This is a genomic window from Novosphingobium sp. YAF33 (assembly GCF_052113265.1).
In the GTDB taxonomy this organism is placed as follows: Bacteria; Pseudomonadota; Alphaproteobacteria; order Sphingomonadales; family Sphingomonadaceae; genus Novosphingobium.
This window is the reverse complement of record NZ_JBFRCW010000004.1, coordinates 315181-338833: the sequence shown is the minus strand read 5'-3', so window position 1 is coordinate 338833 and position 23653 is coordinate 315181. Positions and strand designations below refer to the sequence as shown.

Below are 23653 nucleotides of genomic sequence, written 5' to 3'. Positions count from 1 at the left end.
CGGTCATTGCGCAAACCTGTCATGATGACTGGACAGGCCGTTCGAATCGTATCATCCTCCAACGAGACGCGACCCTCCAGAAAAGTCGCGCGGAGGATGCCGATAATGATCGAGAAGAACGAGGTGGACTCAGGCGAGAAGGCAATGATCCTGTTGCAGAGCCTGATCTGCTATTTGCGTGAAAAGAATGTCCTCACCCGTGCCGATATCGAAGAGCTGCGCGACAAAGTTGAAGCGCGGATCGCCGATGCCGAGAGCCACCTGCCCTGCGCCAGTGCGCTGGCAACGGCGGCCGCCACGGAAATGCGCCAGCTTGAACAGTTCTGCGGAAAGAAGTTCGGCGGCAAGCACCGGCATCGGGTCAACTGACGCACGCGATCTTCGATCGCGTTTGGCGTCGGATGCGAAGGTGATAAGCCAAGGCTGATGTGAAAGATGCAACTCAGGTTGCAGTCTTTGCCGAGGCCTTGAGCGCCCTTAGTTGCGCCTTACGCAAATCATCTGGCTCAGCAGGAGCCAAGAATCGATGCGCTCCTCAGACCCGATTCTTCGATCATCGTCCAGAACGTCATCGAACTTCGGCCGAGTGGTTCCGATCGGGATCAGTTTCCTGCGGACACAGCGCCTTCAAGCGCCGCATCCGCAGGTATGAGGTTCAGACCTGCTCGAGTTGAGCGGCTGCGATAGCCGTGAGATTGAGGATGCCGCGCGCGGTGACGCCCGGCGTCAGGACGTGGATGGGCTGGGAAAGGCCCATCAGCATCGGGCCGACAGTAGGCGAACTGGACGAAGCCGAGAGCGCCGTCAGAGTGATGTTCGCCGCATCGAGGTTTGGCATCACCAGCAGGTTCGCAGGTCCCTCGAACCGGGCGTCCGGCACCAGGCGATCGCGAAGGGCCTGGCTGAGCGCGGCATCGGCATGCATTTCACCGTCGATCTTCAGATCCGGTGCTGCGGCCTTCACGATGTCCAGGGCGGCGCGCATCTTGCGCGCACTCGGGCTATGCGAAGCGCCGAAATTGGAGTGCGAGAGCAACGCGACGCGAGGACGCAGGCCGAAGTGCTTGAGCTGGGTGGCGCCGAGCTGCGCCATTTCGGCGATCTGCTCCGGTGTGGGATCCGGCACCATGTGCGTGTCGGTGATGAACAGCGCGCCGGCATCCAGGATCAGACCCGAAAGCGCGTAGACGCGGCTGCTGCCCGGCTCGCGGTCGATCACGCGCAGGACGTGCTCGATCTGGCCCCAATATTCGGAGCGCCCACCGACCAGCGCCGCATCGACCCGGCCGGTGCGCAGCAGAAGCGCCGCGGTCAGTGTCGGGCGGCGATAGACATGGCGCGGGATCTCGTCGGATGGCACGCCCTTGCGCGAAGCCACCGCGCGATAAGCCTCGACGAGTTCGCCCATGATCTCATGGTCGGTCTCGGGGTCGATCACTTCCACGTCGCGGTCGAGCTGGAAGCCGAGGCCGAGGCCGGGCAGCTTTTCTTCCAGGACGCGGCGGCGGGCGACGATGGTGGGACGCGCGATTTCTTCGTCGAGCACGTCCTGGATGGCGCGCAGCACGCGCTCGTCTTCGCCTTCGCCGTAGACGATGCGGCGGCCGGAGCCGCGCGCCGCCTGGAACACCGGAAGCATGAGCTGTCCGGAACGCGTGTTCTGGCGCGTCAGCTTGCGCTTGTATTCGTCGAGGTCGATGGTCTTGCGGGCGACGCCGCTGGCCATGGCCGCCCGGGCCACAGCTACCGCGATCTCGCCGATCAGGCGCGGATCGAAGGGCGTCGGGATGATATATTCGGGGCCGAACACCAGTTTGCGACCGCCGTAGGCCTGGGCGACGCTGTCATGCGCGGGCAAGCGGGCGAGTGCGGCGATAGCCTCTGCCGCAGCCGCCTTCATCTCTTCGTTGATCGCCGTCGCGCCTACGTCCAGCGCGCCGCGGAAGATGTAGGGGAAGCACAGGACGTTGTTGACCTGGTTCGGATAGTCCGAGCGGCCGGTGGCGATGATCGCATCCGGGCGAACTTCGCGGGCGATTTCGGGGCGGATTTCGGGCTCGGGATTGGCGAGCGCGAAGATCAGGGGGTTTGGCGCCATCAGCGGCAGCCATTCCGGCTTGAGCACGCCCGGCGCCGAAAGGCCGAGGAAGAGGTTCGCGCCGGGCAGCACTTCCGGCAGCGACCGCGCATTGGTCTCACGCGCGTAACGCGCCATGTTCGGCAACATGCCCTCGCGGCCCGAGTGGATGACGCCGTCCTTGTCGGTCAGCGTCACGTTCTCGATCTGGAGGCCCATCGAAACCAGTAGGTCGACGCAGGCCAGCGCTGCCGCGCCCGCGCCCGAGGTGACCAGCTTGGCTTCAGCCAGGGTCTTGCCCTGAAGCACCAGCGCATTGCGGACCGCGGCGGCGACGACGATGGCCGTGCCGTGCTGGTCGTCATGGAACACCGGGATGTTCATGCGTTCCTTGAGCCGCGCCTCGATGGCGAAGCATTCGGGAGCCTTGATGTCTTCGAGGTTGATACCGCCGAAAGTCGGTTCCAGCAGGGCCACCGCTTCGACGAACTTGTCCGGATCGGTGGTGTCCACTTCCAGGTCGAACACGTCGATGTCGGCGAATTTCTTGAAGAGAACGGCCTTGCCCTCCATCACCGGCTTCGAGGCCAGCGCACCGATTGCGCCCAGGCCGAGCACTGCGGTGCCGTTGGAGATCACGGCCACCAGATTGCCGCGCGCGGTATAGTCCATCGCCTTGTCGGGATCGGCAGCGATCTCGACGCAGGGTGCGGCGACCCCCGGCGAATAGGCCAGCGCCAGGTCGCGCTGGTTTACCATGCGCTTGGTCGGCTCGATACGGAGCTTACCCGGCTGCGGATGGAGGTGGTAGTCGAGGGCGGCGCGGCGGAGATTGTCGTCCATGGCGGCCCTCATAGGCAAAGGATTCGCGCTTGCCTATGCCTTCCGGACCAGCATCTTTTCCTCTCCTTCCAGAAGCATCCTTATACAATGGACGGCGCGGCAGCCCGGTCTTCGCGAAGATGTGCCGCGTGCACGGGGGTTTTACCGCCCCATCCACTCGCTATCCCGCGGTTTTGCCGATTTTATCCACAGAGCATTTTTGACCGTTCGCGGCACCCCCTGGGCCACGCATAACAAGCCGAAGCCCGCAGGAAACCTGGCTCCTTCCGCCACGCAAAGGCGAGACGGGCCGGAATTCTGACTGTCATCAGAATGACTTGTTCACTTCGGTGCAAGGCCCTGGCCTCCACTCGGTGGCTGCCCGGAAGAGGGCCGGGGAAGAAAGATACTGGAGTTTGAATATGCGTATTGCACTTGTTTCGCTCGCCGCGGTTGCCGCCGTCGCTGCCGCCTCGCCCGCTTTCGCGAACGAGGCCCGCGTGGAAGCGCGCACCGGCGTGATCTGGGACGGTAGCGACAGCGATGCAGTAGCTGGCGTCGCTGCCGGTTACGACTACGATCTCGGCGAAAAGTTCTTCGTGGGCGTGGAAGGTTCGGCCGACAAGGTGCTGACCGACAACACCCGCGTCTCGTGGGGCGTCGGCGGCCGCGCCGGTGTGAAGGTCACGCCTTCGACCAAGCTCTATGCCGCCTCGACCTGGCAGTCGAAGTTCACCAAGTACGGCAACAGCGCCGTCGGCGTGGGCGGCGGCCTGCAGCAGGACCTGAACGACAAGTTCTACGGCAAGGTCGAATACAAGCACCTGCTCGTCGGCGACAACACGCCGGATGCGGATGTCGGCCTGGTCGGCGTCGGCATGAAGTTCTGATCTGACGCCTTCGTCCGGCCGGCATCACGGCCAGCCACCGGGAAGGCCGGACGAGGACGAGGAAAAGGCGGCTCGTGAGAGCCGCCTTTTTTGCGTTACGGCCGTGTCGGGCTGCCGAAGACGGTCATTTTCATCCATCCCCATTCCGCAACCGCTTCCGTTTCTATATCAAATCGGCGTGGGTGGGATTTTCGGATCACCAGACAGGAACACGGATATGACGGACATTGCATTGGGATTTGCAATCCTCGCCGCCGCGAGCCTGCCCGCCCTGACCGATGGCGAGGACCCCGCAGCACTCACCGGGCGCGCCGCCGTGGAGCGGCTTGCAGGCAACACGCTGGAAGAAGACGATTCCCAGCTTCCGGGCGAGCACGTCATTTTCCTCAAGCCCGGCGGCATCGCCCGCATGCGCGAGCATGGCCAGGGTCACAGGGTGATGCAGCAGCGCTGGGCGATCAGCCCCGAAGGACTGCTCTGCGTTTCCGAGCGCCGCGCAAAGGATGTCGGCGGCCCGGAAAACCGGGACAGCGAATGCGCCAGCATCTCCATCAGCGGCGACCGCGTGGAGATGAGCGTGCCGGACCTCGACGAACCGCTCACTGCCCGCCTGCTTCCCGGAAACCCCTACAAGCTTTGAGCCCCGCCCTGCCCTATGCGGCCCGCAGGTCGAAAGCGCGCCGCGATTCCTCCACTTCGTCAAGGTTGTCGAGAGTCCACCGATAGAGCGCCTTGAACGGTGCATGGAGCGATTGGCCCAAGGCCGTGATCTCGTACTCCACGCCGACCGGCGAAGTCGGGATCACCCGGCGGGAAAGCAGGCCGTTGCGCTCCAGCTTGCGCAGGCACTGGGTGAGCGCCTTCTGCGTCACGCCCTCCATGTGCCGCTTGATGGCGTTGAAACGCATCGGCCCGGGAACGAGCACGGTCAGCACCATCATCGACCACTTGTCCGCGATCTGGTCGAACAGTTGCCGGCTCGGGCAGCCGATGTCGAAATGCTGGCATTCGGGCAAGCGGTATCCTCCAGTATACCTAGGCGACTAAAGGTGCCTCATTGACGCTAGGTTTCCAGTTTATACCTAAGGGCCTTCCTGTTTCAATGGAGACCTGCCTGCATGTCGGCATCCAATACCGAAGTCCTGTTCCGCCCCTTCAGCATCCGTTCGCTCGACCTGCCGAACCGGATCGTCATGGCGCCGATGACGCGCGGATTTGCGCCAGAGGGCATTCCCGGTGCTCCGCAAGCGGCTTATTATCAGCGCCGCGCTGAAGGCGGCGTGGGGCTGATCCTTTCGGAAGGCACGGTGATCGACCGCCCCGCCTCTCGCAACATGGCCGGTATTCCGCTGTTCCACGGCGAAGAAGCGCTTGAGGGTTGGAAGAGCGTGATCGGCGCGGTCCATGCCGCCGGTGGCAAGATGGGCCCGCAGATCTGGCACACCGGCTCCACGGTGGGGCCGGATGGCTGGGATCCGGGCGTGCCGGTCGAGAGCCCTTCCGGGCTGCTGGCGCCGGGTCAGCCGCGTGGTTCGGCCATGAGCGAGGAAGACATTGCCGATGCCGTCTCCGCCTTCGCCCGCGCGGCAGCGGCTTCGAAGCGCCTCGGCTTCGACACGGTCGAGATCCATGGCGCGCACGGCTACCTGATCGACCAGTTCTTCTGGTCCGGCACCAACGAGCGTGCGGACCGCTACGGCGGCGCCACGATCCGCGAACGATCGCGCTTTGCCGGTGAGGTCGTCTCCGCCGTGCGCGAGGCCGTCGGGCCCGACTACCCCATCATCCTGCGCCTCAGCCAGTGGAAGCAGCAGGACTATCTCGCCCGTCTGGCGGAGACGCCCGATCTCATGGCCGATTGGCTGCAGCCGCTGGTCGATGCCGGGGTGGACGTGCTCCACTGCTCGCAGCGCCGTTTCTGGGAGCCGGAATTCGCCGAAATCGACGGCGAAAAAGGCCTGAACTTCGCGGGCTGGGCCAAGAAGCTCACAGGCGCGGCCACGATCAGCGTCGGCTCGGTCGGCCTTTCCGGCGAATTCCTGGCAGCCTTCGGCGGCGAAAGCTCGACCTCCACGGCGCTGGACGATCTGGTAGAGCGCATGGAGCGCGACGAATTCGACCTGATCGCCGTCGGCCGCGCGCTGATCGCCGATCCGGACTGGGTCAGCAAGATCGGCAAGGGCGAATCCGGCAAGCTCAAGGGCTTCGACGCCGCCACTCTGGGCGAACTCGTCTGACACTGCGACGGGGAGCGCTTCGGGGATTAGTCCCCGCAGCGCTCCTCATCACCCTGTCGCCGTCTCCCGCGCGAGGCGCAGCCCGAACAGCGCGGCAGCCAGCGAGGCGAAACCGAGCACGCCGATCAATTCCGGCACGTCGAGCCCCGCTGCCAGCAGCCCCGTCATCGCCAGCACGACCCCGACCGTCACCGCGGCGTTGACGATGTTGTTGGCGGCAATGATGCGGGAGCGTTCCTCTGCGGCGCTGTACATTTGCAGGATCGCGTAGAGCGGCACGATGAAAATGCCGCCCGAGAAGGCCACCAGCACCAGGTCTGCCAGGATGCGCGGCGCGCCGGGGTTTGCCAGGAACTGACGGAACGAAGCCTCCTGCGCGGCGGGGATGAAACCGCTGGTGGAGAGCCAGAGGTCGATCAGGCCGATCGCCAGTCCCAATGCCGAGATCGGCACATATCGCGCCGAGACTTCGCCGCCCAGCAGCTTGTTGACCGCCAGCGAGCCCAGCGCGATCGTCACCGAAAAGATCACCAGGAACACCGTCGCCACTTCCTGCCGGGCCGCCAGGGTACCACTCACCAGCGGCGCGAATTCCGACACGAGTACGGCGCCTGCCGCGAAGAACCAGCTTATGCCCAGGACCGAGAGCCAGACCGCCCGGCCAGTGCGCGCGGTCCGCAGCACTTCCATCGTCCCGCGCCAGAGGTTCCAGTCGACCGGATGCTCGCCGCGAACCGGAGGCGCCGGCGGGATGGCGCGAGCGGCAAGGTAGCCGAGAAATGCAATGCCCATGGCGGCCAGGCCCGCTTCCCGGGCCGGGATCACGCCGGCCAGGAGCTGTCCGCCAAGGATCGCCAGGAATGTTCCCGCCTCGATCAGGCCGGTGCCGCCCATGATCTCGTGCGCGGCAAGATGCTGCGGCAGGATCGAATACTTCACCGGTCCGAAGAGCGTGGAATGAAGCCCCATCAGGAACAGCGCCGTCATCAGCACGGGGATCGACTGAAGCCAGAACCCACCCAGGCCCACGGCCATGATCGCGATTTCGGCCAGCTTGATCCAGCGGACAAGTCGCGCCTTGTCGATCCGGTCGGCAAGTTGTCCGGCGAGGGCGGAGAACAGGAAATAGGGCGCGATGAACACCCCGCTGGCGATGGCCGCCAGCATTCCCGCCTTGTCGGCCTCACCTGCGAAGATCACGAAATTCGCCAGGAACAGCATGGCGAATTTCAGCAGGTTGTCGTTGAAGGCGCCCAGAAACTGGACGACGAACATCGGCGCGAACCGCCGCTTCGCCAGCAGCGAAAGATCAGGTGCGGACATGGCGAACTCCCCCCATGGAGAGTTCGTTAGCGGCATTTGCGAAAATGCCCGAGAGCTTTTCGCGTCCTATCGGCTCAAAACGGGGTGCCGCCGATCAGGCTGCCTGGCGCTGGAGCCAGTTCCGCAGCAGGAAGTTCACCTGCTCGGGATGTTCGAGCGCCGCCATATGGCCGCAAGCGCCGATCATGTGGAAGCTGGAGCCTTCGATCCGCGAATGGATCTCACGGGCGTGATCGGGCGGGGTGATGCGGTCGCCCTCGCCTACCACGATCATGGTCGGAACGCGGATGGCTTCCAGGCTTTCCAGCGAATCCGGACGCGTCATGATCGCATGCTGCTGGCGAATGAAGGCATCACCGCCGACGCGCGAGGCCATGCCGCGCATCTCGTCGGCAACCGGGCCGACAGTGTTGTCCGCATGGACCAGATCACCCAGCAGGCGGTGCGTGATGCCCACGAACTTGCCGCGACGCAGGGACTCGATGCCGGCCTTGCGCTGCCGGCTGCGTTCGGGCGTATCGCCGCGAGCGCTGGAATTGATGAGAGCCAGGCGCGAAACGCGCTCGGGCGCCCGGCGCATGATCTCCAGCGCGACGTAGCCGCCCATCGAGAGACCCGCCAGCGAGAAACGGCGCGGCGCGGCGGCCAGGGTGCGCTCGGCCATGGCGCCGATCGTGTCGTCCAGAGTAAGATCGGCGATCATCGGCGCAGCGACATCGGCCAGCGCATGGACCTGTCGGCGCCAGAGCGACTGGTCGCAGAGCAGGCCGGGCAGGAACACCACGGGCTCCAGAGCCGGCACATGGTCGGCGCTTGCGCGGTTCCATACGGTCTGCCCCGGCGCGGAATGCGCCTCGCTCGTGAACTCTGCGGTGTCGGTTGCCAAACTAGCCATTTCAAATCTCCTGAGGCCGAAATGGGCTTGTGCGCTCCATCTGTCCAATTCATGATGATGGCGATTTCGATATGTTTTAGGTATGAGGCGAAGGCGGCAGATGGAACTCAGGCACATCCGGTATTTCCTGGCCGTGGCTGAGGAACGCCACTTTACCCGCGCCGCCCAGCGCCTGGGGATCGGGCAGCCGCCGCTCAGCCATCAGATCAAGGATCTGGAACGCGAAGTGGGCACCCCCCTTTTCCACCGCATCCCGCAAGGCGCGGAATTGACCGAGGCCGGGCGGGCCTTCGAAGCCGGGGTGCGTCAGATCCCCGGTCTCGTCGGAGAGGCCGTCGTTGCCGCCCAGCGCGCCGCCGCCGGCGAAACCGGCCGCATTCGGGTGGGTTTCACCGGCTCGGCCGCGTTCAACCCCCGCGTTCCTCAGGCGATCCGCATCTATCGCCGCCGCTTCCCCGACGTCGAACTGAGCCTGGCCGAGCACAATTCCATCGGCCTGGTGGAGGGCCTGAAGAACGGTTCGCTTGATGCAGCCTTCCTGCGTCCCGACGCCGTGGACAAGCAGGGGCTGCGCCTCTTCCACCTGGCCGACGAGCCGCTGATTGCCGCCCTCGCCTCGGCGCGAATGCCGCATGGCGAGCCGATCCGGCTGGAGCAGCTTGCCGAAGACGCCTTCATCCTCACGCCCCGCGCCCTCGGACCCACCTTGTTCGACGCCACGCTGGAGGCCTGCCGCCGCGCCGGGTTCGAAGCGATACTGGGCCAGTCGGCACCGCAGGTCGCTTCGGTTCTGGCCCTCGTCGCGGCTGAACTGGGTGTGGCGCTTGTGCCGGAATCCATGCGCGACGCCTCGTTCAGGGGCGTGACCTATCACGACCTCACCGGCAACGCCCCCAAAGTCGCGCTGGCCCTGGCAACGCGAAACGACGAGCAGGCTGCAACCGTCGCGGCCTTCGTGGCGGAAGCGCGCTTCCCCTCGGAAGCCGAGCCCGGATGAGAGGCCGAGCCGGGCCGAAATGGCGCCCGGCGGAAACCCGCGGTCAGGCAAGTTACCCATTTACAGGATGCTAACCATATTCCACTAGCCATGCGCGATGCCCCGTTCGTTCCCCAGACGACTTCGCCTGCCGCTGCGCGAGGCCGTTCTGACAGCCACGACTTATTTCGTCTGCGCGGCCATCGCCCTGCAGCTGACGCGTTTCGACGCCGGCATCGCCATCGTGTGGCTTGCAGGGCCGATCCTTTTCGCGAGGCTGAGCAGCACGCCGCGCTGGCGCTGGGCGGGCATCGCGCTGACATGCGCGCCGGTCGGGTTCTGCGCCTCCATGCTTTTCGGCTTCCACGGCCTGGTGGCCGTGCCGCTCTCCCTGCTCTGCATTGCCGAGGCGGTCTCCGCCGCCTGGCTGGTGCGCCGGCTTTATCCGCGTTTCGGCAGGTTCCAGTCGCTGCCCGAAGTCGGCATGTTCCTGCTCGTCGCAGGACTGCTGGTCCCGGCGGCAGCAGCTTTCGGCGCCGCCCTATGCGCCCATGCCGCAAGCGGCATTCCTTATTGGAAAGCCTGGCTCGACTGGTATGCCGGCCATGCGCTCGGCTTCGTGACTTTCGCACCGCCGGTGCTTCTGTCCCTGCGCGGCGAAACCCGCCAGTGGATCGCCGCAGCCGGAAGCAAGCGGGTGGGCGAAGCGGCCATACTGCTCGGGCTGGTGGTGGCGGCCTCGCTGATCACCTTCGGTCAGAACATGATACCGCTGGTCATCATTCCCTTCGTGCCGATGGTCGCGGCCACCCTGCGACTGGGCCGGTTCGGTGCGATTTCCTCCATCGTCATCCTGGTGAGCATCGGCCTGTCGTTCTCCCTGGCAGGACGCGGGCCGACGACCCTGCTTCATGGTCCGATGGCCATGAAGCTGCAGGTCCTGCAAATCTACTTCGCCTCCATAGTGCTTATCATCCTGCCGCTGGCTGCCGAACTGCGCTCGCGCCGCCGCCTGGTGGACCGCCTGCACGCCGCCGAGGCGCTGCACCGCGCGGTGCTCGACCGCATGAGCGACATCGTCGTGCGCGTGAGCGCGGACGGTACGGTGCGCTACGCCTCGCCTTCGGCCAGGCAGGTCACCGGCTATGCGCCTGCCGAACTGGTGGGAAGCTCGATGTTCAAGCTCATCCTGCCGGACGACGTGCCCACCATCCTCGAAGCACGCAGCCGCGCGCTGGCCGACCCTGACCAGACGGCGATCCTCGAATACCGGGTCTGCTGCAAGAACGGCGACATCGTCTGGGTGGAAAGCCATATCCGCGGCATCCTCGACGAGGACGGGCAGACTTCGGGCACCGTCAGCATCATCCGCGAGATAACGCGCCGGCGGCAGCTGGTGGAAAGCCTCACCGCTCAGGCCATGACCGACCACCTGACCGGCGCCTGCAACCGCCGCGCCTTCGACGAGGCGCTTCTCGCCGTACTCGGCCAGTCCCTTGCGGAACCCGCTGCCGAAGAAACCCCGGCGGGATGCCTGGCACTGTTCGATCTCGACCACTTCAAGCGCATCAACGACCGCCACGGCCATGCCACCGGAGACGATGTGCTGGTGCGCTTCGTCTCGATCCTGCGCGGCGCGGTTCGCGAGGGCGATCTCGTGGCCCGCCTTGGCGGTGAGGAATTTGCCGTATTGCTGGCCGGTCTCGGCGTCGACCAGGCCCATCTGGTCTGCGAGCGGATCCGCATGCGGTTCGAGGAAACGACGATCCGCGATCCCCTCGGCAACGCCGTGGAAGCGACCGTAAGCGTGGGAATTGCGCTGATCGTGCGCGGCGAGGAGAGCCGCACGATCATGACCCAGGCCGACGACGCGCTCTACCGGGCCAAGCAGGGCGGCCGCAATCGGACGGGCCTGCCGCTTCCCGCCGACCCCGAGGAACGACGCAGCGCCTGATCGCAGCCGCACCGCATCAACTGTGGCTCGTCATGCGCTAGGCTCTTGCGCCGAACCGTTGTCGCCTTCACAATGCTGCAATGCAAAATCTACCGAATACCGAACTGGCTTCTACACGCGCATGATCGATACCCGTCTCTCTCTCATGGAAGCGATCTCGTTTCGCCGCACCGTCAATGCCCGCTATAACGGCGGCATCATCAAGCTCGCCCCGCATTTGATGTTCGAGCGCCACGGAGACCTCTTCGTCAGCGCACTGAACCTGAGCAAGGCATGGCGCTCGCCCGAAGAACGCCGCCTCGGCCAGTTCAAGCTCGCCGGCCTGGAAGTGACCGAACTCCTCGAAGAGGTGTTCGAACCGCTCCCCGATTTCGAGCCTGCGGCGCCGCGAAGCGACGACACGCTGCTGCTGACGGTCTGATCGTCCGCCTGCGCTTTCAAATGACCGATGTCTGATCTCTTCGCAGGTTCCGGGCCGGCCGGCAGGATGCCGCTTGCCGCCCTGCTCCGCCCCGCCTCGCTGGACGATGTGATCGGCCAGGGCCACGTGGTGGGCGAAGGCTCGATCCTGCGGCGGCGCGTGAAGGCGGGAGCGCTGGGCAGCGTGATCCTTTACGGGCCGCCCGGCATCGGCAAGACCTCGATTGCGCGGGCCGTGGGCGCGATGCTGGGCAAGACCTTCCGCCCGCTCAATGCCACGCGCGCCGGAGTCGCGGAAATCCGCAAGCTGGCGGATGAAGCGCGCGTCCATCCCCTGCTGATCTTCGTGGACGAAGTGCAGCGCTTTTCCGCCACCCAGACTGACGACCTGCTGGCGATCTGCGAAGACGGCATCGCCGACTTCATTGGCGCGACCACCGGCAATCCCTATCATGTCCTCACTCCGGCGCTGGTCTCCCGCTCGACCATCCTCAAGCTGGAACCGCTTTCTATAGAGGACATGGAAAAGGTGGTGCGCCGGGGGATCGAGCACCTCCACGCCGAGGGCGCTGCCATCGCCATGACGCCCGAGCAGGTACGTATGGTCGCGGGACGGTCTGGCGGTGATGCCCGCCGTGCGCTGACGACCCTCGAAAGTCTGGCACTCGGGCATGGCGATAAGGCGTTCGAAGTTACCGATGCCATGCTGGAAGAGGCCTACGCCGCCGCGCCGGTAAACCACGACCGGTCGGGCGATGCCCACTACGATGTCGTTTCGGCTTTTGTGAAGTCCATGCGTGGCTCGGATGCGGATGCCACGCTGTACTGGTTGGCGCGCCTGGTCCACGGCGGCGAGGATCCCCGCTACATAGCGCGGCGGATCATGATCCACGCCTCCGAAGACGTTGGCCTGGCCGACAACACCGCCTTGCAGACAGCCGTGGCAGCACTCCACGCCGTCGAGAAGATCGGCTATCCCGAGGCCCAGATCGTCCTGGCCCATGCAGCCCTGCATGTCGCCCGCGCGCCGAAATCGGCTTCCGCATCACGCGGCATCTCGGCCGCATTGCAATTCGTGGCCGGGCAGCCGCCCGCGCAAGTGCCGCTGCACTTGCGCGACGCCCATTACAAGGGCGCCAGCCAGCTCGGCCACGTCGGGTATATCTGGCCTCACGACGATCCGCGCGGTTGGGTGGATCAGGTTTATTCGCCCATGCCCAAAGGCTCTCTCTACCGCAGCGAGGCACGCGAAAGCGGCACGTTCGAGCGCCGCGCAGACGAGCACTGGCGCCGCGTCACCGGCGCCGAGCAGCCCCGACGCGAGCCCGGGTAACCGGGCTCATCCGCGCCGGAACACGGGCGGACGCTTTTCGAAAAAGGCGGTAAAGGCCTCGCGCGCCTCGGGCGATTGCAGCGCCTCTCGGAAGATCCGCGCCTCCTCCTCGATCCGGGCCGAAACGAGCACCGGATCGCCTTTCATCAATCGGCGCGTCGCCAGCAGGGCCTCCGGCGGCTTGGCCATGAGTGCCGCCGCCTTGGCGCGTGCATGCCCAAGCAAGGCGTCTGCCGGCACCACCGCCGTGACCAGGCCCGCACGCTCCGCTCCTTGCGCATCCAGCGGTTCGCCCAGCAGCAGCATGGCCGCCGCCTTGGCATGGCCCAGAGTGGCTGGCGCGAGCAGGCTCGATGCCGCTTCCGGCACGATACCCAGGTTCACGAAGGGCATGACGAAGGCGGCATCGGGAGAGGCATAGACGAGGTCGCAGTGAAACAGCATCGTCGTGCCGACACCCACGGCCAGCCCCTGCACGGCCGCAACCAGCGGCTTTTCGAACACCGCGATCGCCCGGATGAAATCGAGCGCGGCCTCGGCGCCATCCGGTCCTGACATGAAATCGGCAAGGTCGTTCCCGGCGCAGAAGGCATCTCCCAGCCCGCCGACCAGCACCACGCCGACGTCCGTCCGCGCCGACGCGGAAGCCAGAGCGGCCGTCATCGCGCGGTACATCGGCGCGGTGAGGGCATTCTTCTTTTCGGGCCGATCGATCAGGATCTCGAGAACGCCGCCGCTATCGATCACCAGGATGCCTTCACTCATGTCTCTCTCCAACGCCTGCCCGAATTCCATGCAGGTAGCCAAGCTCTAGCCGATTACCGCCAAGCCTCAAGCCTGCGCGAACTCGGCCTGCCTTCGAAGTCGCGCATGGATTTTGTTAAGCACGTTTATCGACATTCAAGAGATTCACCCGCAATTCAAATGTTGATTGCAACTTGCGAATAGTCCTAGACTTGAGCGCGACGGGGGCGTCATTTATCGCAGCGCCGCCGTGACCAGGGGATTTGACGCCGATGCCTTCAACCATCTGTTCCTCTATTGGCGCGCTGGCCGTGCTGCTGGCCGCCGGCATTGCTGCGCCGGCCCTCGCCCAGCCTTCCCCGGCCGTTTCGCCCATGGCGGCTGTCCCCTCCGTGGACGTTCCCGAAGGCTTCACCCTCGCGGCGGATGGGACCACGCTTGTCCACACCGCCAGCGGGCTGCGTTTCCCGGCAGAATTCCAAGGTTTCAAAAGGCTTAGCGAGAAGGCCTACGACCCAAGCGGAGAATATGTCGCCATCGGCTATGACCGGCAGATCGGTAGCGGAAGCGACAAGATTGCCGTGCGCATGGCGATCCTCCATATCGACGATATGTCTGCGCGCGATCATTACATGATCATGCGCCAGGCCGCGATGGCGCACTTCGCTGCCCCCGCCATCGTCTCGGAAGGTCCCACCAAGATCCCGACCAACCGCAAGCTGGACGCCTATCGCGGCACGTTCAGCGGTTATCGGGACAACCAGCCCTGGCTGTTCAGCTTGACCACGGTGAACTACGGCTATTGGAGCGGGCGGATGACAGCCGCTTTCCCCAAGAGCCAGTCGGCCGAAGCCGAGAAGTACCTCGGCCTGCTGCTGGGAGAAGTGCGATCCCAGAAACCGATGACACCGAAGAACTGAACTCAGACCTTTTCTTCGAAGCGACATCAAACCGTTGAAATTGCTTATAACATAGTGCAATTCCCGGTCATGAATCGTTTTGCCCTGCTCGTTGCCGCGCTGGCCGCACCTTCTCACGCTGCGGCGCAGACGCCGGACTTCCTTGCCGCTGCCCTTTGTGAACCGCCCTATTCCACCGGCAACGCCATGGATCTCTACGAGGCGGCGGAGAAGCTTGCCAAGCCCGACACTTCTTCGCTCGGCGCCGCGATCTATCATCTGCCTGCGCCGATAGAGCGGGACGGCTTCAAGACACAGGATGTCGTCTTTGCCGGGATGTCGGTCGGCGTGCTGCTGGAGGGCGCCGTGGCGGCGGAACTGGGCAAGCGGTACGCTCTGTCGGCCGAGAAGAGCCACCTTTTCGGCGCCTCCACGGCTGGCTTTGCGCGGGTTCTGCCTGAAGAACAGCAAGGCATGAAAGACCTGGGCCTGATCTCCATCGTGGCGCGGGAGGGTCCGGCGATGCCGGGCAAGACGCTGCTGGCCTGCGAATTCGTATCCAATGAAGACCGCGCGGCGCTGGAAGCCTACGACCAAGGGAAACCCTGACCTTGGCCCCCAGCCAGTAAGGGCACGGATCCGCCGAAGCTGCCGGGCAGCTTGTCGCAAGCCGGACCCTCACCGATAGTCGCAAGGAGGACAGCGGTTCGGCGCAATGCTAAGGGGCCGCCATGCGCGCCATCCACCATATCGCCATCATCGGATCGGACTACCAACGCTCCAGAGCGTTCTATCACGAGACGCTGGGCCTGCCGATCATCCGCGAGGTCTTTCGCGACGAGCGCTCCTCCTGGAAGTGCGACCTCGACGCGGGCAACGCCCAGATCGAACTGTTCTCCTTCCCCAAGCCGCCGCCACGTCCGTCGCGGCCGGAAGCCTGCGGGCTGCGCCATCTTTCCTTCGCCGTAGCCGACCTCGATGCCGAAGTGGCCAGGCTAGAAGTCAGGGGCGTGGCCTGCGAACCGATCCGTATCGATCCTTACACGGACAAGCGCTTTACATTCTTTACCGACCCCGACGGGCTTCCGCTCGAACTTTACGAGGTCGATCCGGTTGGATAGCGAAGGATGATCGTGTTTTAAAACAGTGACTTGTTGTTGATAGTGAGGACGAGAACTTACATGAACCGGCTTGGTTTGACGGCATGGCTCTGTATGGCGGGCCTGTTGCCGGCACCCGCTTATGCCACCCCCGAAAAGGTCATCCGGACCGTCGACCTGGCTGCTCCTTTCGAAGCGCGCTCGCCCTGGCAATTGACCGTAAGGCAGGGCGGCGAGGAGGAAGACCCTTCCGGCGAAATGGCCCCCGGACCCATCACAGCCTGTATCTCCCGGGATCGGGGGCGTTCTTGCCATCCCGCGACTTCTTCGGCCTTGCGGCTTCCTGCTGGAGACGACGCGTTCTCCGTCCCGCACTATCTCCAACGCGCGGACGTGGTCCGACCAGGCAGCGAACATCCGCTGCTGCTGGTCCAGTTCGCAAGTTTCCACGCCGGCAACAACGACCAGCGCATCGGCCTGCAACTTTACGCCTATGACCGGGTGAAAGACGATTTCGCCCTGGTATTTGCGCGGAGAACCGGCCGGAACAACAATCAGGAGCTGCGCTATGTCGAGGCGGGACCGCTGCGGGGCGCCGTGATCGCTGCCGAGCCTACTGGCGATGCACCCTATGGCTACTGGATCACCGTCGATCGCCCCTCTCCGCAAGGCCCCTATCGGCAGGTCCTGCGGTTCCGCAGTGCGACGACCTATGGGGACGGAAATCCTCTCGCGGTCATAGATGCCGAAATGCCGAACATCCACAATCGGCTCGGCCTGTGGCGCGCGGGCCAACCTCTGCCGCTGCCCGCCTCGGGGTGCCCGCAGCCTCGTCTCGTGAAAATGGCACTCTGGTGCAGATAGCAGCCGCAGGCGATTGATTTGCTTGCGGCAACTGGCAAGAGCCTCCGGTTGCTGTATGGAGTGCACCATGCGTTATCCGACTCTTGCCGCCTCGCTCTTCGCTGCCCTCGGCGCCGCCCTCACCCCCGCTGCGCCGGCCATGGCCTGGGGCGCGATAGGGCACCGCATCACCGGCGCCATCGCGGACGAGAACCTGAGCGGCGTCGCCCGGGCTCAAGTACGCCTCCTGCTCGGCAACGAAGACCTGGCCGAAGCAGCGACCTGGCCGGACGACATGAAGTCCGACCCTTCCGATTTCTGGCAGAAGAAGGCCAGTCCCTGGCACTATGTCACCGTGCGCGAAGGCGATGCCTACAAGGCTTCCGACGCACCGCCGGAAGGCGATGCGCTCACCGCCCTGCCCCGCTTCACCGCCACCTTGCGCGATCCGAAGGCATCGATCGAGGACAAGCGCCTGGCCCTGCGCTTCATCGTCCACATCATCGGCGATCTGCACCAGCCTCTCCATGTCGGCGGCGGCACGGACCGCGGCGGCAATGACTTCAAGGTGACGTGGTTCGGCAAGGAAACCAACCTGCACTCGGTGTGGGATTCCGGGATGATCGAACAGCGCTCGCTGTCCTACTCCGAATATGCGCACTGGCTGTCGCGCAAGATCACGCCCGAGCAGGTCGTGGCCTGGAACGTCCGCGACCCGCAAGTCTGGACCTCGGAGAGCATCGCCCTGCGCAAGACGATCTATCCGAAGCAGCCCTCCATTTCCTGGGACTATGCATATCAGCACCGCGCCGAAATCGATGACCGCCTCGAACGCGCGGGTGTCCGTATCGCGGCCTACCTGAACTGGCTCTTCGATCAGGAAGCGCCCGCCGCAAAGTGACGGGCGGGGCCAATGATGTGCGGACATCGAAAGCTGGGAACACCATGAGCTTTTGCGAAACGATCTGGGCCGATGTGGCGCCCCTGCGCCGTGCGATCCTGGCGCATCCGTTTCTGGACGAGCTGGCCGAGGGCACGCTCGCGCCCGAGAGCTTCCGCCACTACATCGTACAGGATAGCCTCTACCTTGCCGAATATGCCCGCGTGCTGGCAATCGCCGCGGCCCGCGCGCCCACGGCGGCAGGTCGACTGGAATTCTCGGATGGCGCCAAAGTGGCCGTTCAGGTCGAGGAAGCGCTGCACCAGGCCTTCTTCGCCCAGTTCGGCGTGACGGCGGAAACGGCGGCAGGTAGCGAGGCTTCGCCCGCGTGCCTGGGCTATACCGGCTACCTCGCAAGCCTGGCTGCGACCCGCAGCTACGAAGAACTGATCGCCGGAATCCTGCCCTGCTTCTGGGTCTATTGGGAAGTCGGCTGCGCGATCAAGCCGCGCGCGGCCTCTCCCAATCCCTATGCCGCCTGGATCGACACATATGCCGCGCCCTCGTTCGGAGAGGCGACCGACCGCGTGTGCAGGCTGGTGGATGAAGCCGCAGCACATGCCTCGCCCGCGATCCGAGAAGCCATGGCAACGGCCTTCCGCAACGCCACGCGCTTTGAATGGATGTTCTGGGATTCCGCCCACCGCCTGGAGCAGTGGCCGATCTAGGCCTTCCCGGCGCCGGGCTTCAAACGCGTCAGGCGGATTCCGCGGCAACCCATTCGTCGAGATCCGGCGACTGCCCGATGAGCGCAAGGCCATGCGCGATCGAGGTCAATTCGTTGCCGGTGGCGATGCGGCCATTCCCGAAACGCTGCTCGAACAGAGCGCGCACCGCGGGAATGAGCGAGGAGCCACCGGTCAGGAAAACGTGGTCGATCTCATCGGCGAGCAGCCCGGCCTGAGCCAGAGCACCGTCCACCGTCTCGCCGATGCGCTGGAGATCCGGCGCGATCCAGCTTTCGAATTCCTGGCGGCTGACATCGGCCGAGATGGTCAGTGCCTCGCTCTCGAAGTGGAAAGCGCCGTGGTCCGCGCCTGATAGCGCTCGTTTCAAGCGGTCGACAGCCTCGTAAAGCCCGAAGCCGAGTTCGTGCTCCACCACGGCGATCATGCGATCGATGGCGGCCGGATCGGTCGCTCCGTGCTTCAGCTTGGCCAACTGCTCCAGCGTGCGGCGGTTACGCATCATCGCCAGGCGCGACCAGTCGCCGAAGTCGGCGAAGTGGCCGGGCGGGATTTCCAGCACTTTGTCGAAGGAACGATAGGTGCCGCCCTTGCCGAGCAGCGGCAGCACCAGATGGTCCATGATGCGGTAGTCGAAGCGGTCGCCGGCGATACCGATACCGGCAGAGCCCAGCGGCTCGCAGCGCCGCGCCGTGCCCGGTGCGTTCACGCGCACGATCGAGAAGTCGCTGGTGCCGCCGCCGAAGTCGGCCACCAGCAGGGTCGCGGGTTCCGTCAGGCGCGAAGCGAAGCTGAATGCCGCGCCGATCGGCTCGTAGACGTAGTGAACCTGACGCCCGAGCAGCTTGAACATCGCATCGTAGCGTGTCCGCGCCAGGGCCTCATCCGGCCGGGAGCCGACGTAGCGCACCGGCCGGCCGACCACCACGCGCTCGGGCAAGGCGCGCAGCGCATCCCCGGCATGGGCGACGAGGTGCTTGAGGAATACCTGGCCCAGCTCTTCGAACCGCAGGCGCTTCTCGAAAAGCGTGGCCTGCTCGAAAGCCGGGTTGGCCGCTACCGACTTGAAGGATTGCAGGAAGCGCGAGCCTTGCGGGAATTCGAGGAATTCCGAGATCGCCCAGGGGCCGGCCTCATGCGCCAGCCCGCCGGGCACGCCCTCTTCCTGCCAGAAGCAAAGCGCCGAACGGAAAACCGAGCCGGGACCACCCGGCGCAGCGAACTCCACGAGTTCGGCCCCTCCGGCATCGTCTGCCAGCGCAATGACCGAATTGGTGGTCCCGAAGTCGATACCGACCGAGCGAGGACCATCGGAACGGGAAGTGACCGTGCTGGCCGGCATCTGGGAGGTCCTTGCTGCAAACGCGAAAAAACGGAGCGCCGCGCCTATCGCAGGCGCGCCCCGCTCGCGCAACTCCCTCTCTCAGCTGCCCGCGGTTTACTTGCTCAAGGTTCGCCGCACGGCATCGTGCCAACCGTCGATCAGCACCTTGCGGGTCTGGCCGCTCATCTGCGGGGTGAACAGGCTTCCCTGAGTCCAGGTTGCCGCCAATGCGTCGAGGTCAGGCCAGACGCCCGTCGCCAGACCAGCATGGAAGGCGGCGCCCAGCGCGGTCGTTTCCAGATGGACCGGCCGTTCCACCGGGGCGTCGAGCATGTCGGCCAGGAACTGGCAGAGCCAGTCGTTCGCCGCCATGCCGCCATCCACGCGCAGCTTTGCAAGTTCCTCGCCGCCGTCCGAGACCATGGCGCGGGCGAGGTCCATGGTCTGGTAGGACACCGCCTCCAGCGCCGCGCGCGCGAGATGGGCCTGGGTGGCGCCAAGCGTCAGCCCGAAGATCGCGCCGCGCGCGTCCGGGTCCCAGTGGGGCGCCCCGAGGCCGACGAAGGCGGGCACCATGTAGACGCCGTGGTTGCTCGGAACCTGCGTGGCCATATCGTTGGTTTCGCGGGCATGGGTGATGACGCCGATGCCGTCGCGAAGCCACTTCACGGCAGCGCCAGCCACGAAGATCGAGCCTTCCAGCGCATAAGTCATCTTGCCGTCAAGGCGGTAGGCCGGGGTGGTGAGCAGGCGATTCTCCGATGCCACCGCCTCCGATCCGGTATTGAGCAGCATGAAACATCCGGTTCCGTAGGTCGACTTGGCCATGCCGGCTTCGAAGCAGGCCTGTCCGAAGAGCGCGGCTTGCTGGTCCCCGGCGACACCGGCCAGCGGGATCTCCACGCCGAACAAGTCCTTGCTGGTCATCCCGAAGATATGTGCATTATCATGCACTTCCGGAAGCATCTGCACAGGCACTCTGAACAGGCGGCACAGTTCCTCGTCCCAGCGCTGTTCGCGAATGTTGTAGAGCAATGTCCGCCCGGCATTGGTGACGTCGGTGGCGTGGACTTTCCCGCCCGTCAGGCGCCAGAGCAGAAAACTGTCGATCGTACCGAAGGCCAGCTCTCCGCGTTCGGCGCGCGCACGGCCATTGTCGACATTGTCCAGGATCCAGGCGAGCTTGGTCGCAGAGAAATAGGGATCGATCAGCAGGCCGGTGCGGGCGCGCACGTCGGGTTCGGCGCCGTCGGCCTTGAGCTCGGCACAAAGCCGGGCCGTGCGCCGGTCCTGCCAGACGATCGCCCGATGGATCGGCTTGCCGCTTTCGCGCTCCCAGACGACCACGGTCTCGCGCTGGTTGGTGATGCCGATCCCGGCTATGGCCGCCGCACCGACGCCGCTACGTTCGATAGCCTCACGCGCCACTTTCACGGTGTCGCGCCAGATGTCCTCCGCATCGTGTTCGACCCAGCCCAGGTCGGGGTAGTGCTGCTCGAACTCGCATTGGGAAGTCGCGACCGGGCGGGCGGCGTCATCGAAGACGATCGCGCGCGTCGAAGTGGTGCCCTGGTCGATGGCGAGAACGTGGCGGGGCTGGGTCATAGCGGGGACTCTCCGAGGGTATCTTGTCGTTTCAGTCAAGCGTCAGATGCGGCGGCGTCCTGCCTCGATTTGCGACCCGAGGGCAGGTAGGGCTTTATGGCGATCTGGTAGAGGCCCGCTCCGGCCACGCCGCCCACAAGGGGCCCCGCGATCGGAACCCACCAGTAATTGCCGGGGCTGGGCAGCGCCGAACTGCCCCAACCGGCGAAGTACGCAAACAGGCGCGGGCCGAAATCGCGCGCCGGATTGATCGCCCAGGCTTCGAGGTAACCGCCCGAAGCGCCGATCATGGCAACCAGCAGGCCGATCATCAAGGCGCCCGAATTGGCGCGCGGCGCCATGTCGTTGAACTCATCGGTGATGGCGAAAATGCCCAGGAGCAGCATGCCGGTGAGGATGACCTGATCCCAGAACGCGTGGATCGGCGTAATGTGTTCACCGGGATGCGTGAAGAACACGCCCGCCGCGCCGCCGGTGGCACGGGTCATGCCGTGGGCGGCATTATAGGCGTCGATCACGGGATGATAGAGTTGCAGCACCAATGCCGCGCCGATCATCCCGCCCAGCACTTGCGCGGCCCAGTAGGGCAGCACTTTCCTTTTCGGAAATCCGCGAAACAGCATGAGCGCCAGCGTGACGGCCGGGTTGGCGTGAGTGCCGGAGACGGACCCCGTCACATAGATCGCCATGGTGACGGCAAGGCCCCAGGCGATGCAGACGCCCCAATAGGCCTGGGCATAAGGGCTGGGATCGTAGAGCGTGATCATGGCAGCGGCGGAATCGCCGATCGTGATGATGATGATCACTGCCAGCATTTCGGAAATCAGTTCGCCGCGCAGCGCGCGCAGGTCATCTGCCACCATGGATCCTCTCGCAACTCTGCTTGGTTCGGGCATCTGCACACGCTTTCGAACGAACGTCAACAGTTTCGTTTGCATTTTCGTATTTCGAACTCTATTTTCAGAAAACGAAAGTCATCCCGTGAAGTTGCCAGAGAACCGAAATGCCCAAGCCCCAGGGAGAAGTCGCCATGCAGCCCCCCGCCCCGGACGATGTCTATGACCTTCTGATCGTGGGCGGCGGCGTGAACGGCGCGGGGATCGCCCGCGATGCGGCGGGGCGCGGCCTCTCGGTGCTGCTGGTGGAACAGGACGATCTCGCCAGCCACACCTCCTCATCCTCCACGAAGCTCATCCACGGCGGACTGCGCTATCTGGAGTACTATGAGTTCCGGCTCGTGCGCGAAGCACTGATCGAGCGCGAGCGCCTGCTGGGCATGGCGCCGCACATCATCTGGCCGCTTCGTTTCGTGCTGCCGCAATCGCTTTCGCCGCGCCCGGCCTGGATGGTCCGCCTGGGCCTGTTCCTCTACGACCACCTCGGCGGCCGCAAGAACCTGCCCGGCACAGAGACGATCGACCTCGATCGCGGCCGGCAGGGCAATGGGCTGAAAACGCAAAATTCGAAAGGTAAAGGAAAGGCTTTCGTCTATTCGGACTGCTGGGTGGAAGACAGCCGCCTGGTCGTGCTCAACGCGATGGACGCCGCCGCGCGCGGAGCCCGGATCGAGACCCGCACGCGCCTGACCGGCGCCGTCACGCAGGACGGCGAGTGGCTGGCCACGGTCGAGAATGCCCACGGCCCGCGCCAGGTCCGCGCGCGCATGCTCGTCAACGCGGCCGGTCCCTGGGTGGATGCGGTCCTGCGCAACCTCGGCCGGGCGAAGGACGACCGGGGCGTGCGCCTGGTCAAGGGCAGCCACATCGTCGTGCCGCGCCTTTACGAGGGCGACCATGCCTTCATGCTGCAGAACCCGGACCGGCGGATCGTCTTCGCAATCCCTTACGAGCAGGATTTCACGCTGATCGGCACGACCGACGAGCCCTGGACCGAAGCCCCCGGCAAGCCCTCGATCAGCCCGGGCGAGGTCGATTACTTGTGCGAAACCGTCAACCGCTACTTCGACCGGGGCGTGACCCCGCGGGACATCGTCTGGAGTTATGCCGGAATCCGGCCGCTCTATGACGACCATGCCGCCAACGCCTCTGCCGTGACGCGCGACTACGTGCTCGATTTCGAGAAGGGCGATGCGGGACAGGCCCCCATGCTGTCGATCTTCGGCGGCAAGATCACGACATTCCGCAAGCTGGCCGAACATACGATGGAGCACATCGCCGAACTGTTCCCAGAGGCTGCCAAACCCTGGACCGCAGGCGCGGTGCTGCCGGGCGGAGACATTGCGAAAGGCGATTTCGAGGGCTTCCTTGGCGAACTGGAGAGCACTTATCCCCAGATGCCGTCTGCGCTTCTCCGCCGCCTCGCCCGCGCTTACGGCACGCGCGCCCGTGCGATCCTGGCCGATGCCCGCACCCCTGCCGATCTGGGCCAGGACTTCGGCGGCGGCCTCCATGCCCGGGAGATCGACTATCTGACGACCGCGGAATGGGCGCGCGACGCGGAGGATATCCTGTTCCGCCGCAGCAAGCTGGGCCTTCATGTGCCCCCCGGCGCCGCCGAAGCGATCGATACCTGGCTCGCGCGCGATTGATCGATGCGGCCCGGCCGCGCTAAGGGTTCGATCCATC

General features: G+C 65.1%; 23 protein-coding genes. 15 read left to right on the top strand and 8 right to left on the bottom strand.

The annotated features are described in order from the left end of the window. Positions 1-105: 105 nt before the first annotated feature. On the top strand, positions 106-369 hold the full coding sequence (locus AB4Z00_RS10815; RefSeq protein ID WP_132265696.1) for a hypothetical protein: 264 nt from the start codon (positions 106-108) through the stop codon (positions 367-369). Positions 370-655: 286 nt separating this feature from the next. Here AB4Z00_RS10815 and AB4Z00_RS10810 read toward each other — a convergent pair whose 3' ends face one another. Then, entirely contained in the window at positions 656-2920 is a 2265-nt protein-coding gene (locus AB4Z00_RS10810) for an NADP-dependent malic enzyme (RefSeq protein WP_132265697.1), read from the bottom strand. A gap of 401 nt (positions 2921-3321) precedes the next feature. Here AB4Z00_RS10810 and AB4Z00_RS10805 point away from each other — a divergent pair, with 401 nt between their 5' ends. Both AB4Z00_RS10805 and AB4Z00_RS10800 read left to right on the top strand, forming a co-directional pair. Then, positions 3322-3789, top strand: coding sequence for an outer membrane protein (locus AB4Z00_RS10805; RefSeq protein WP_132265699.1), 468 nt, complete (start codon positions 3322-3324; stop codon positions 3787-3789). Positions 3790-4006: 217 nt separating this feature from the next. After that, positions 4007-4429, top strand: coding sequence for a hypothetical protein (locus AB4Z00_RS10800; protein WP_132265701.1), 423 nt, complete (start codon positions 4007-4009; stop codon positions 4427-4429). Positions 4430-4442: 13 nt separating this feature from the next. On the opposite strand, the gene AB4Z00_RS10795 is transcribed toward AB4Z00_RS10800, so the two are convergent. Continuing rightward, entirely contained in the window at positions 4443-4805 is a 363-nt protein-coding gene (locus AB4Z00_RS10795) for a winged helix-turn-helix transcriptional regulator (protein ID WP_132265702.1), read from the bottom strand. Positions 4806-4907: 102 nt separating this feature from the next. Between AB4Z00_RS10795 and AB4Z00_RS10790 the strand changes: the two genes are divergently transcribed. Further along, positions 4908-6026, top strand: a complete 1119-nt coding sequence (locus tag AB4Z00_RS10790) for an NADH:flavin oxidoreductase (RefSeq protein ID WP_314466412.1) — start codon at positions 4908-4910, stop codon at positions 6024-6026. A 48-nt stretch (positions 6027-6074) separates the two neighbouring features. Here the strand turns inward: AB4Z00_RS10790 and AB4Z00_RS10785 are convergent, their stop codons facing one another. Both AB4Z00_RS10785 and AB4Z00_RS10780 read right to left on the bottom strand, forming a co-directional pair. Further along, positions 6075-7349, bottom strand: coding sequence for an MFS transporter (locus tag AB4Z00_RS10785; RefSeq protein WP_442045915.1), 1275 nt, complete (start codon positions 7347-7349; stop codon positions 6075-6077). Positions 7350-7443: 94 nt separating this feature from the next. Beyond that, positions 7444-8244, bottom strand: a complete 801-nt coding sequence (locus tag AB4Z00_RS10780) for an alpha/beta fold hydrolase (protein ID WP_442045914.1) — start codon at positions 8242-8244, stop codon at positions 7444-7446. Positions 8245-8344: 100 nt separating this feature from the next. Here AB4Z00_RS10780 and AB4Z00_RS10775 point away from each other — a divergent pair, with 100 nt between their 5' ends. The 4 genes from AB4Z00_RS10775 to AB4Z00_RS10760 all read left to right on the top strand — a co-directional run bounded on the left by AB4Z00_RS10775 (position 8345) and on the right by AB4Z00_RS10760 (position 12927). Further along, on the top strand, positions 8345-9241 hold the full coding sequence (locus AB4Z00_RS10775; protein ID WP_132265708.1) for a LysR family transcriptional regulator: 897 nt from the start codon (positions 8345-8347) through the stop codon (positions 9239-9241). A 97-nt stretch (positions 9242-9338) separates the two neighbouring features. After that, on the top strand, positions 9339-11174 hold the full coding sequence (locus AB4Z00_RS10770) for a diguanylate cyclase (RefSeq protein WP_442045913.1): 1836 nt from the start codon (positions 9339-9341) through the stop codon (positions 11172-11174). Between the two features lie 121 nt (positions 11175-11295). After that, positions 11296-11595, top strand: coding sequence for a hypothetical protein (locus tag AB4Z00_RS10765; RefSeq protein ID WP_132265711.1), 300 nt, complete (start codon positions 11296-11298; stop codon positions 11593-11595). 27 nt (positions 11596-11622) lie between these two features. After that, entirely contained in the window at positions 11623-12927 is a 1305-nt protein-coding gene (locus AB4Z00_RS10760) for a replication-associated recombination protein A (RefSeq protein ID WP_442045912.1), read from the top strand. 6 nt (positions 12928-12933) lie between these two features. Here AB4Z00_RS10760 and AB4Z00_RS10755 read toward each other — a convergent pair whose 3' ends face one another. Further along, complete coding sequence (locus AB4Z00_RS10755) at positions 12934-13692, bottom strand: enoyl-CoA hydratase-related protein (RefSeq protein ID WP_442045911.1); 759 nt, start codon at positions 13690-13692, stop codon at positions 12934-12936. 251 nt (positions 13693-13943) lie between these two features. Between AB4Z00_RS10755 and AB4Z00_RS10750 the strand changes: the two genes are divergently transcribed. From AB4Z00_RS10750 to tenA, 6 genes are all read left to right on the top strand, one after another. Next, positions 13944-14591, top strand: coding sequence for a hypothetical protein (locus tag AB4Z00_RS10750; RefSeq protein WP_442045910.1), 648 nt, complete (start codon positions 13944-13946; stop codon positions 14589-14591). A gap of 69 nt (positions 14592-14660) precedes the next feature. Continuing rightward, positions 14661-15179 (top strand): hypothetical protein, encoded by a 519-nt coding sequence (locus AB4Z00_RS10745; RefSeq protein WP_442045909.1) that lies wholly within the window; start codon positions 14661-14663, stop codon positions 15177-15179. Between the two features lie 122 nt (positions 15180-15301). Beyond that, positions 15302-15691, top strand: a complete 390-nt coding sequence (gene gloA2, locus AB4Z00_RS10740; protein WP_442045908.1) for an SMU1112c/YaeR family gloxylase I-like metalloprotein — start codon at positions 15302-15304, stop codon at positions 15689-15691. 60 nt (positions 15692-15751) lie between these two features. Continuing rightward, positions 15752-16534, top strand: coding sequence for a hypothetical protein (locus AB4Z00_RS10735; RefSeq protein WP_442045907.1), 783 nt, complete (start codon positions 15752-15754; stop codon positions 16532-16534). Positions 16535-16601: 67 nt separating this feature from the next. Then, complete coding sequence (locus tag AB4Z00_RS10730; protein WP_442045906.1) at positions 16602-17414, top strand: S1/P1 nuclease; 813 nt, start codon at positions 16602-16604, stop codon at positions 17412-17414. A gap of 44 nt (positions 17415-17458) precedes the next feature. Continuing rightward, positions 17459-18121, top strand: coding sequence for a thiaminase II (gene tenA, locus AB4Z00_RS10725; protein ID WP_442045905.1), 663 nt, complete (start codon positions 17459-17461; stop codon positions 18119-18121). Between the two features lie 28 nt (positions 18122-18149). On the opposite strand, the gene AB4Z00_RS10720 is transcribed toward tenA, so the two are convergent. The 3 genes from AB4Z00_RS10720 to AB4Z00_RS10710 form a co-directional block, all read right to left on the bottom strand. Next, a complete protein-coding gene (locus tag AB4Z00_RS10720) occupies positions 18150-19481 on the bottom strand; it encodes an Hsp70 family protein (RefSeq protein WP_442045904.1) in 1332 nt (443 codons plus the stop codon). 96 nt (positions 19482-19577) lie between these two features. Beyond that, a complete protein-coding gene (gene glpK / locus AB4Z00_RS10715; RefSeq protein ID WP_314466439.1) occupies positions 19578-21068 on the bottom strand; it encodes a glycerol kinase GlpK in 1491 nt (496 codons plus the stop codon). A gap of 35 nt (positions 21069-21103) precedes the next feature. Beyond that, on the bottom strand, positions 21104-21931 hold the full coding sequence (locus tag AB4Z00_RS10710; RefSeq protein WP_132265728.1) for an MIP/aquaporin family protein: 828 nt from the start codon (positions 21929-21931) through the stop codon (positions 21104-21106). Positions 21932-22071: 140 nt separating this feature from the next. On the opposite strand from AB4Z00_RS10710, the gene AB4Z00_RS10705 reads away from it, so the two are divergent. Continuing rightward, positions 22072-23616, top strand: coding sequence for a glycerol-3-phosphate dehydrogenase (locus AB4Z00_RS10705; RefSeq protein ID WP_442045903.1), 1545 nt, complete (start codon positions 22072-22074; stop codon positions 23614-23616). Positions 23617-23653 lie beyond the last annotated feature (37 nt).

Coding starts and splice junctions, on each gene's coding strand:
- AB4Z00_RS10815 (WP_132265696.1), top strand. CDS start 106: ATGATCGAGAAGAACGAGGTGGACTCAGGCGAGAAGGCAATGATCCTG.
- AB4Z00_RS10810 (WP_132265697.1), bottom strand. CDS start 2,920: ATGGACGACAATCTCCGCCGCGCCGCCCTCGACTACCACCTCCATCCG.
- AB4Z00_RS10805 (WP_132265699.1), top strand. CDS start 3,322: ATGCGTATTGCACTTGTTTCGCTCGCCGCGGTTGCCGCCGTCGCTGCC.
- AB4Z00_RS10800 (WP_132265701.1), top strand. CDS start 4,007: ATGACGGACATTGCATTGGGATTTGCAATCCTCGCCGCCGCGAGCCTG.
- AB4Z00_RS10790 (WP_314466412.1), top strand. CDS start 4,908: ATGTCGGCATCCAATACCGAAGTCCTGTTCCGCCCCTTCAGCATCCGT.
- AB4Z00_RS10785 (WP_442045915.1), bottom strand. CDS start 7,349: ATGTCCGCACCTGATCTTTCGCTGCTGGCGAAGCGGCGGTTCGCGCCG.
- AB4Z00_RS10780 (WP_442045914.1), bottom strand. CDS start 8,244: ATGGCTAGTTTGGCAACCGACACCGCAGAGTTCACGAGCGAGGCGCAT.
- AB4Z00_RS10775 (WP_132265708.1), top strand. CDS start 8,345: ATGGAACTCAGGCACATCCGGTATTTCCTGGCCGTGGCTGAGGAACGC.
- AB4Z00_RS10770 (WP_442045913.1), top strand. CDS start 9,339: ATGCCCCGTTCGTTCCCCAGACGACTTCGCCTGCCGCTGCGCGAGGCC.
- AB4Z00_RS10765 (WP_132265711.1), top strand. CDS start 11,296: ATGATCGATACCCGTCTCTCTCTCATGGAAGCGATCTCGTTTCGCCGC.
- AB4Z00_RS10760 (WP_442045912.1), top strand. CDS start 11,623: ATGTCTGATCTCTTCGCAGGTTCCGGGCCGGCCGGCAGGATGCCGCTT.
- AB4Z00_RS10755 (WP_442045911.1), bottom strand. CDS start 13,692: ATGAGTGAAGGCATCCTGGTGATCGATAGCGGCGGCGTTCTCGAGATC.
- AB4Z00_RS10750 (WP_442045910.1), top strand. CDS start 13,944: ATGCCTTCAACCATCTGTTCCTCTATTGGCGCGCTGGCCGTGCTGCTG.
- AB4Z00_RS10745 (WP_442045909.1), top strand. CDS start 14,661: ATGAATCGTTTTGCCCTGCTCGTTGCCGCGCTGGCCGCACCTTCTCAC.
- gloA2 (WP_442045908.1), top strand. CDS start 15,302: ATGCGCGCCATCCACCATATCGCCATCATCGGATCGGACTACCAACGC.
- AB4Z00_RS10735 (WP_442045907.1), top strand. CDS start 15,752: ATGAACCGGCTTGGTTTGACGGCATGGCTCTGTATGGCGGGCCTGTTG.
- AB4Z00_RS10730 (WP_442045906.1), top strand. CDS start 16,602: ATGCGTTATCCGACTCTTGCCGCCTCGCTCTTCGCTGCCCTCGGCGCC.
- tenA (WP_442045905.1), top strand. CDS start 17,459: ATGAGCTTTTGCGAAACGATCTGGGCCGATGTGGCGCCCCTGCGCCGT.
- AB4Z00_RS10720 (WP_442045904.1), bottom strand. CDS start 19,481: ATGCCGGCCAGCACGGTCACTTCCCGTTCCGATGGTCCTCGCTCGGTC.
- glpK (WP_314466439.1), bottom strand. CDS start 21,068: ATGACCCAGCCCCGCCACGTTCTCGCCATCGACCAGGGCACCACTTCG.
- AB4Z00_RS10710 (WP_132265728.1), bottom strand. CDS start 21,931: ATGGTGGCAGATGACCTGCGCGCGCTGCGCGGCGAACTGATTTCCGAA.
- AB4Z00_RS10705 (WP_442045903.1), top strand. CDS start 22,072: ATGCCCAAGCCCCAGGGAGAAGTCGCCATGCAGCCCCCCGCCCCGGAC.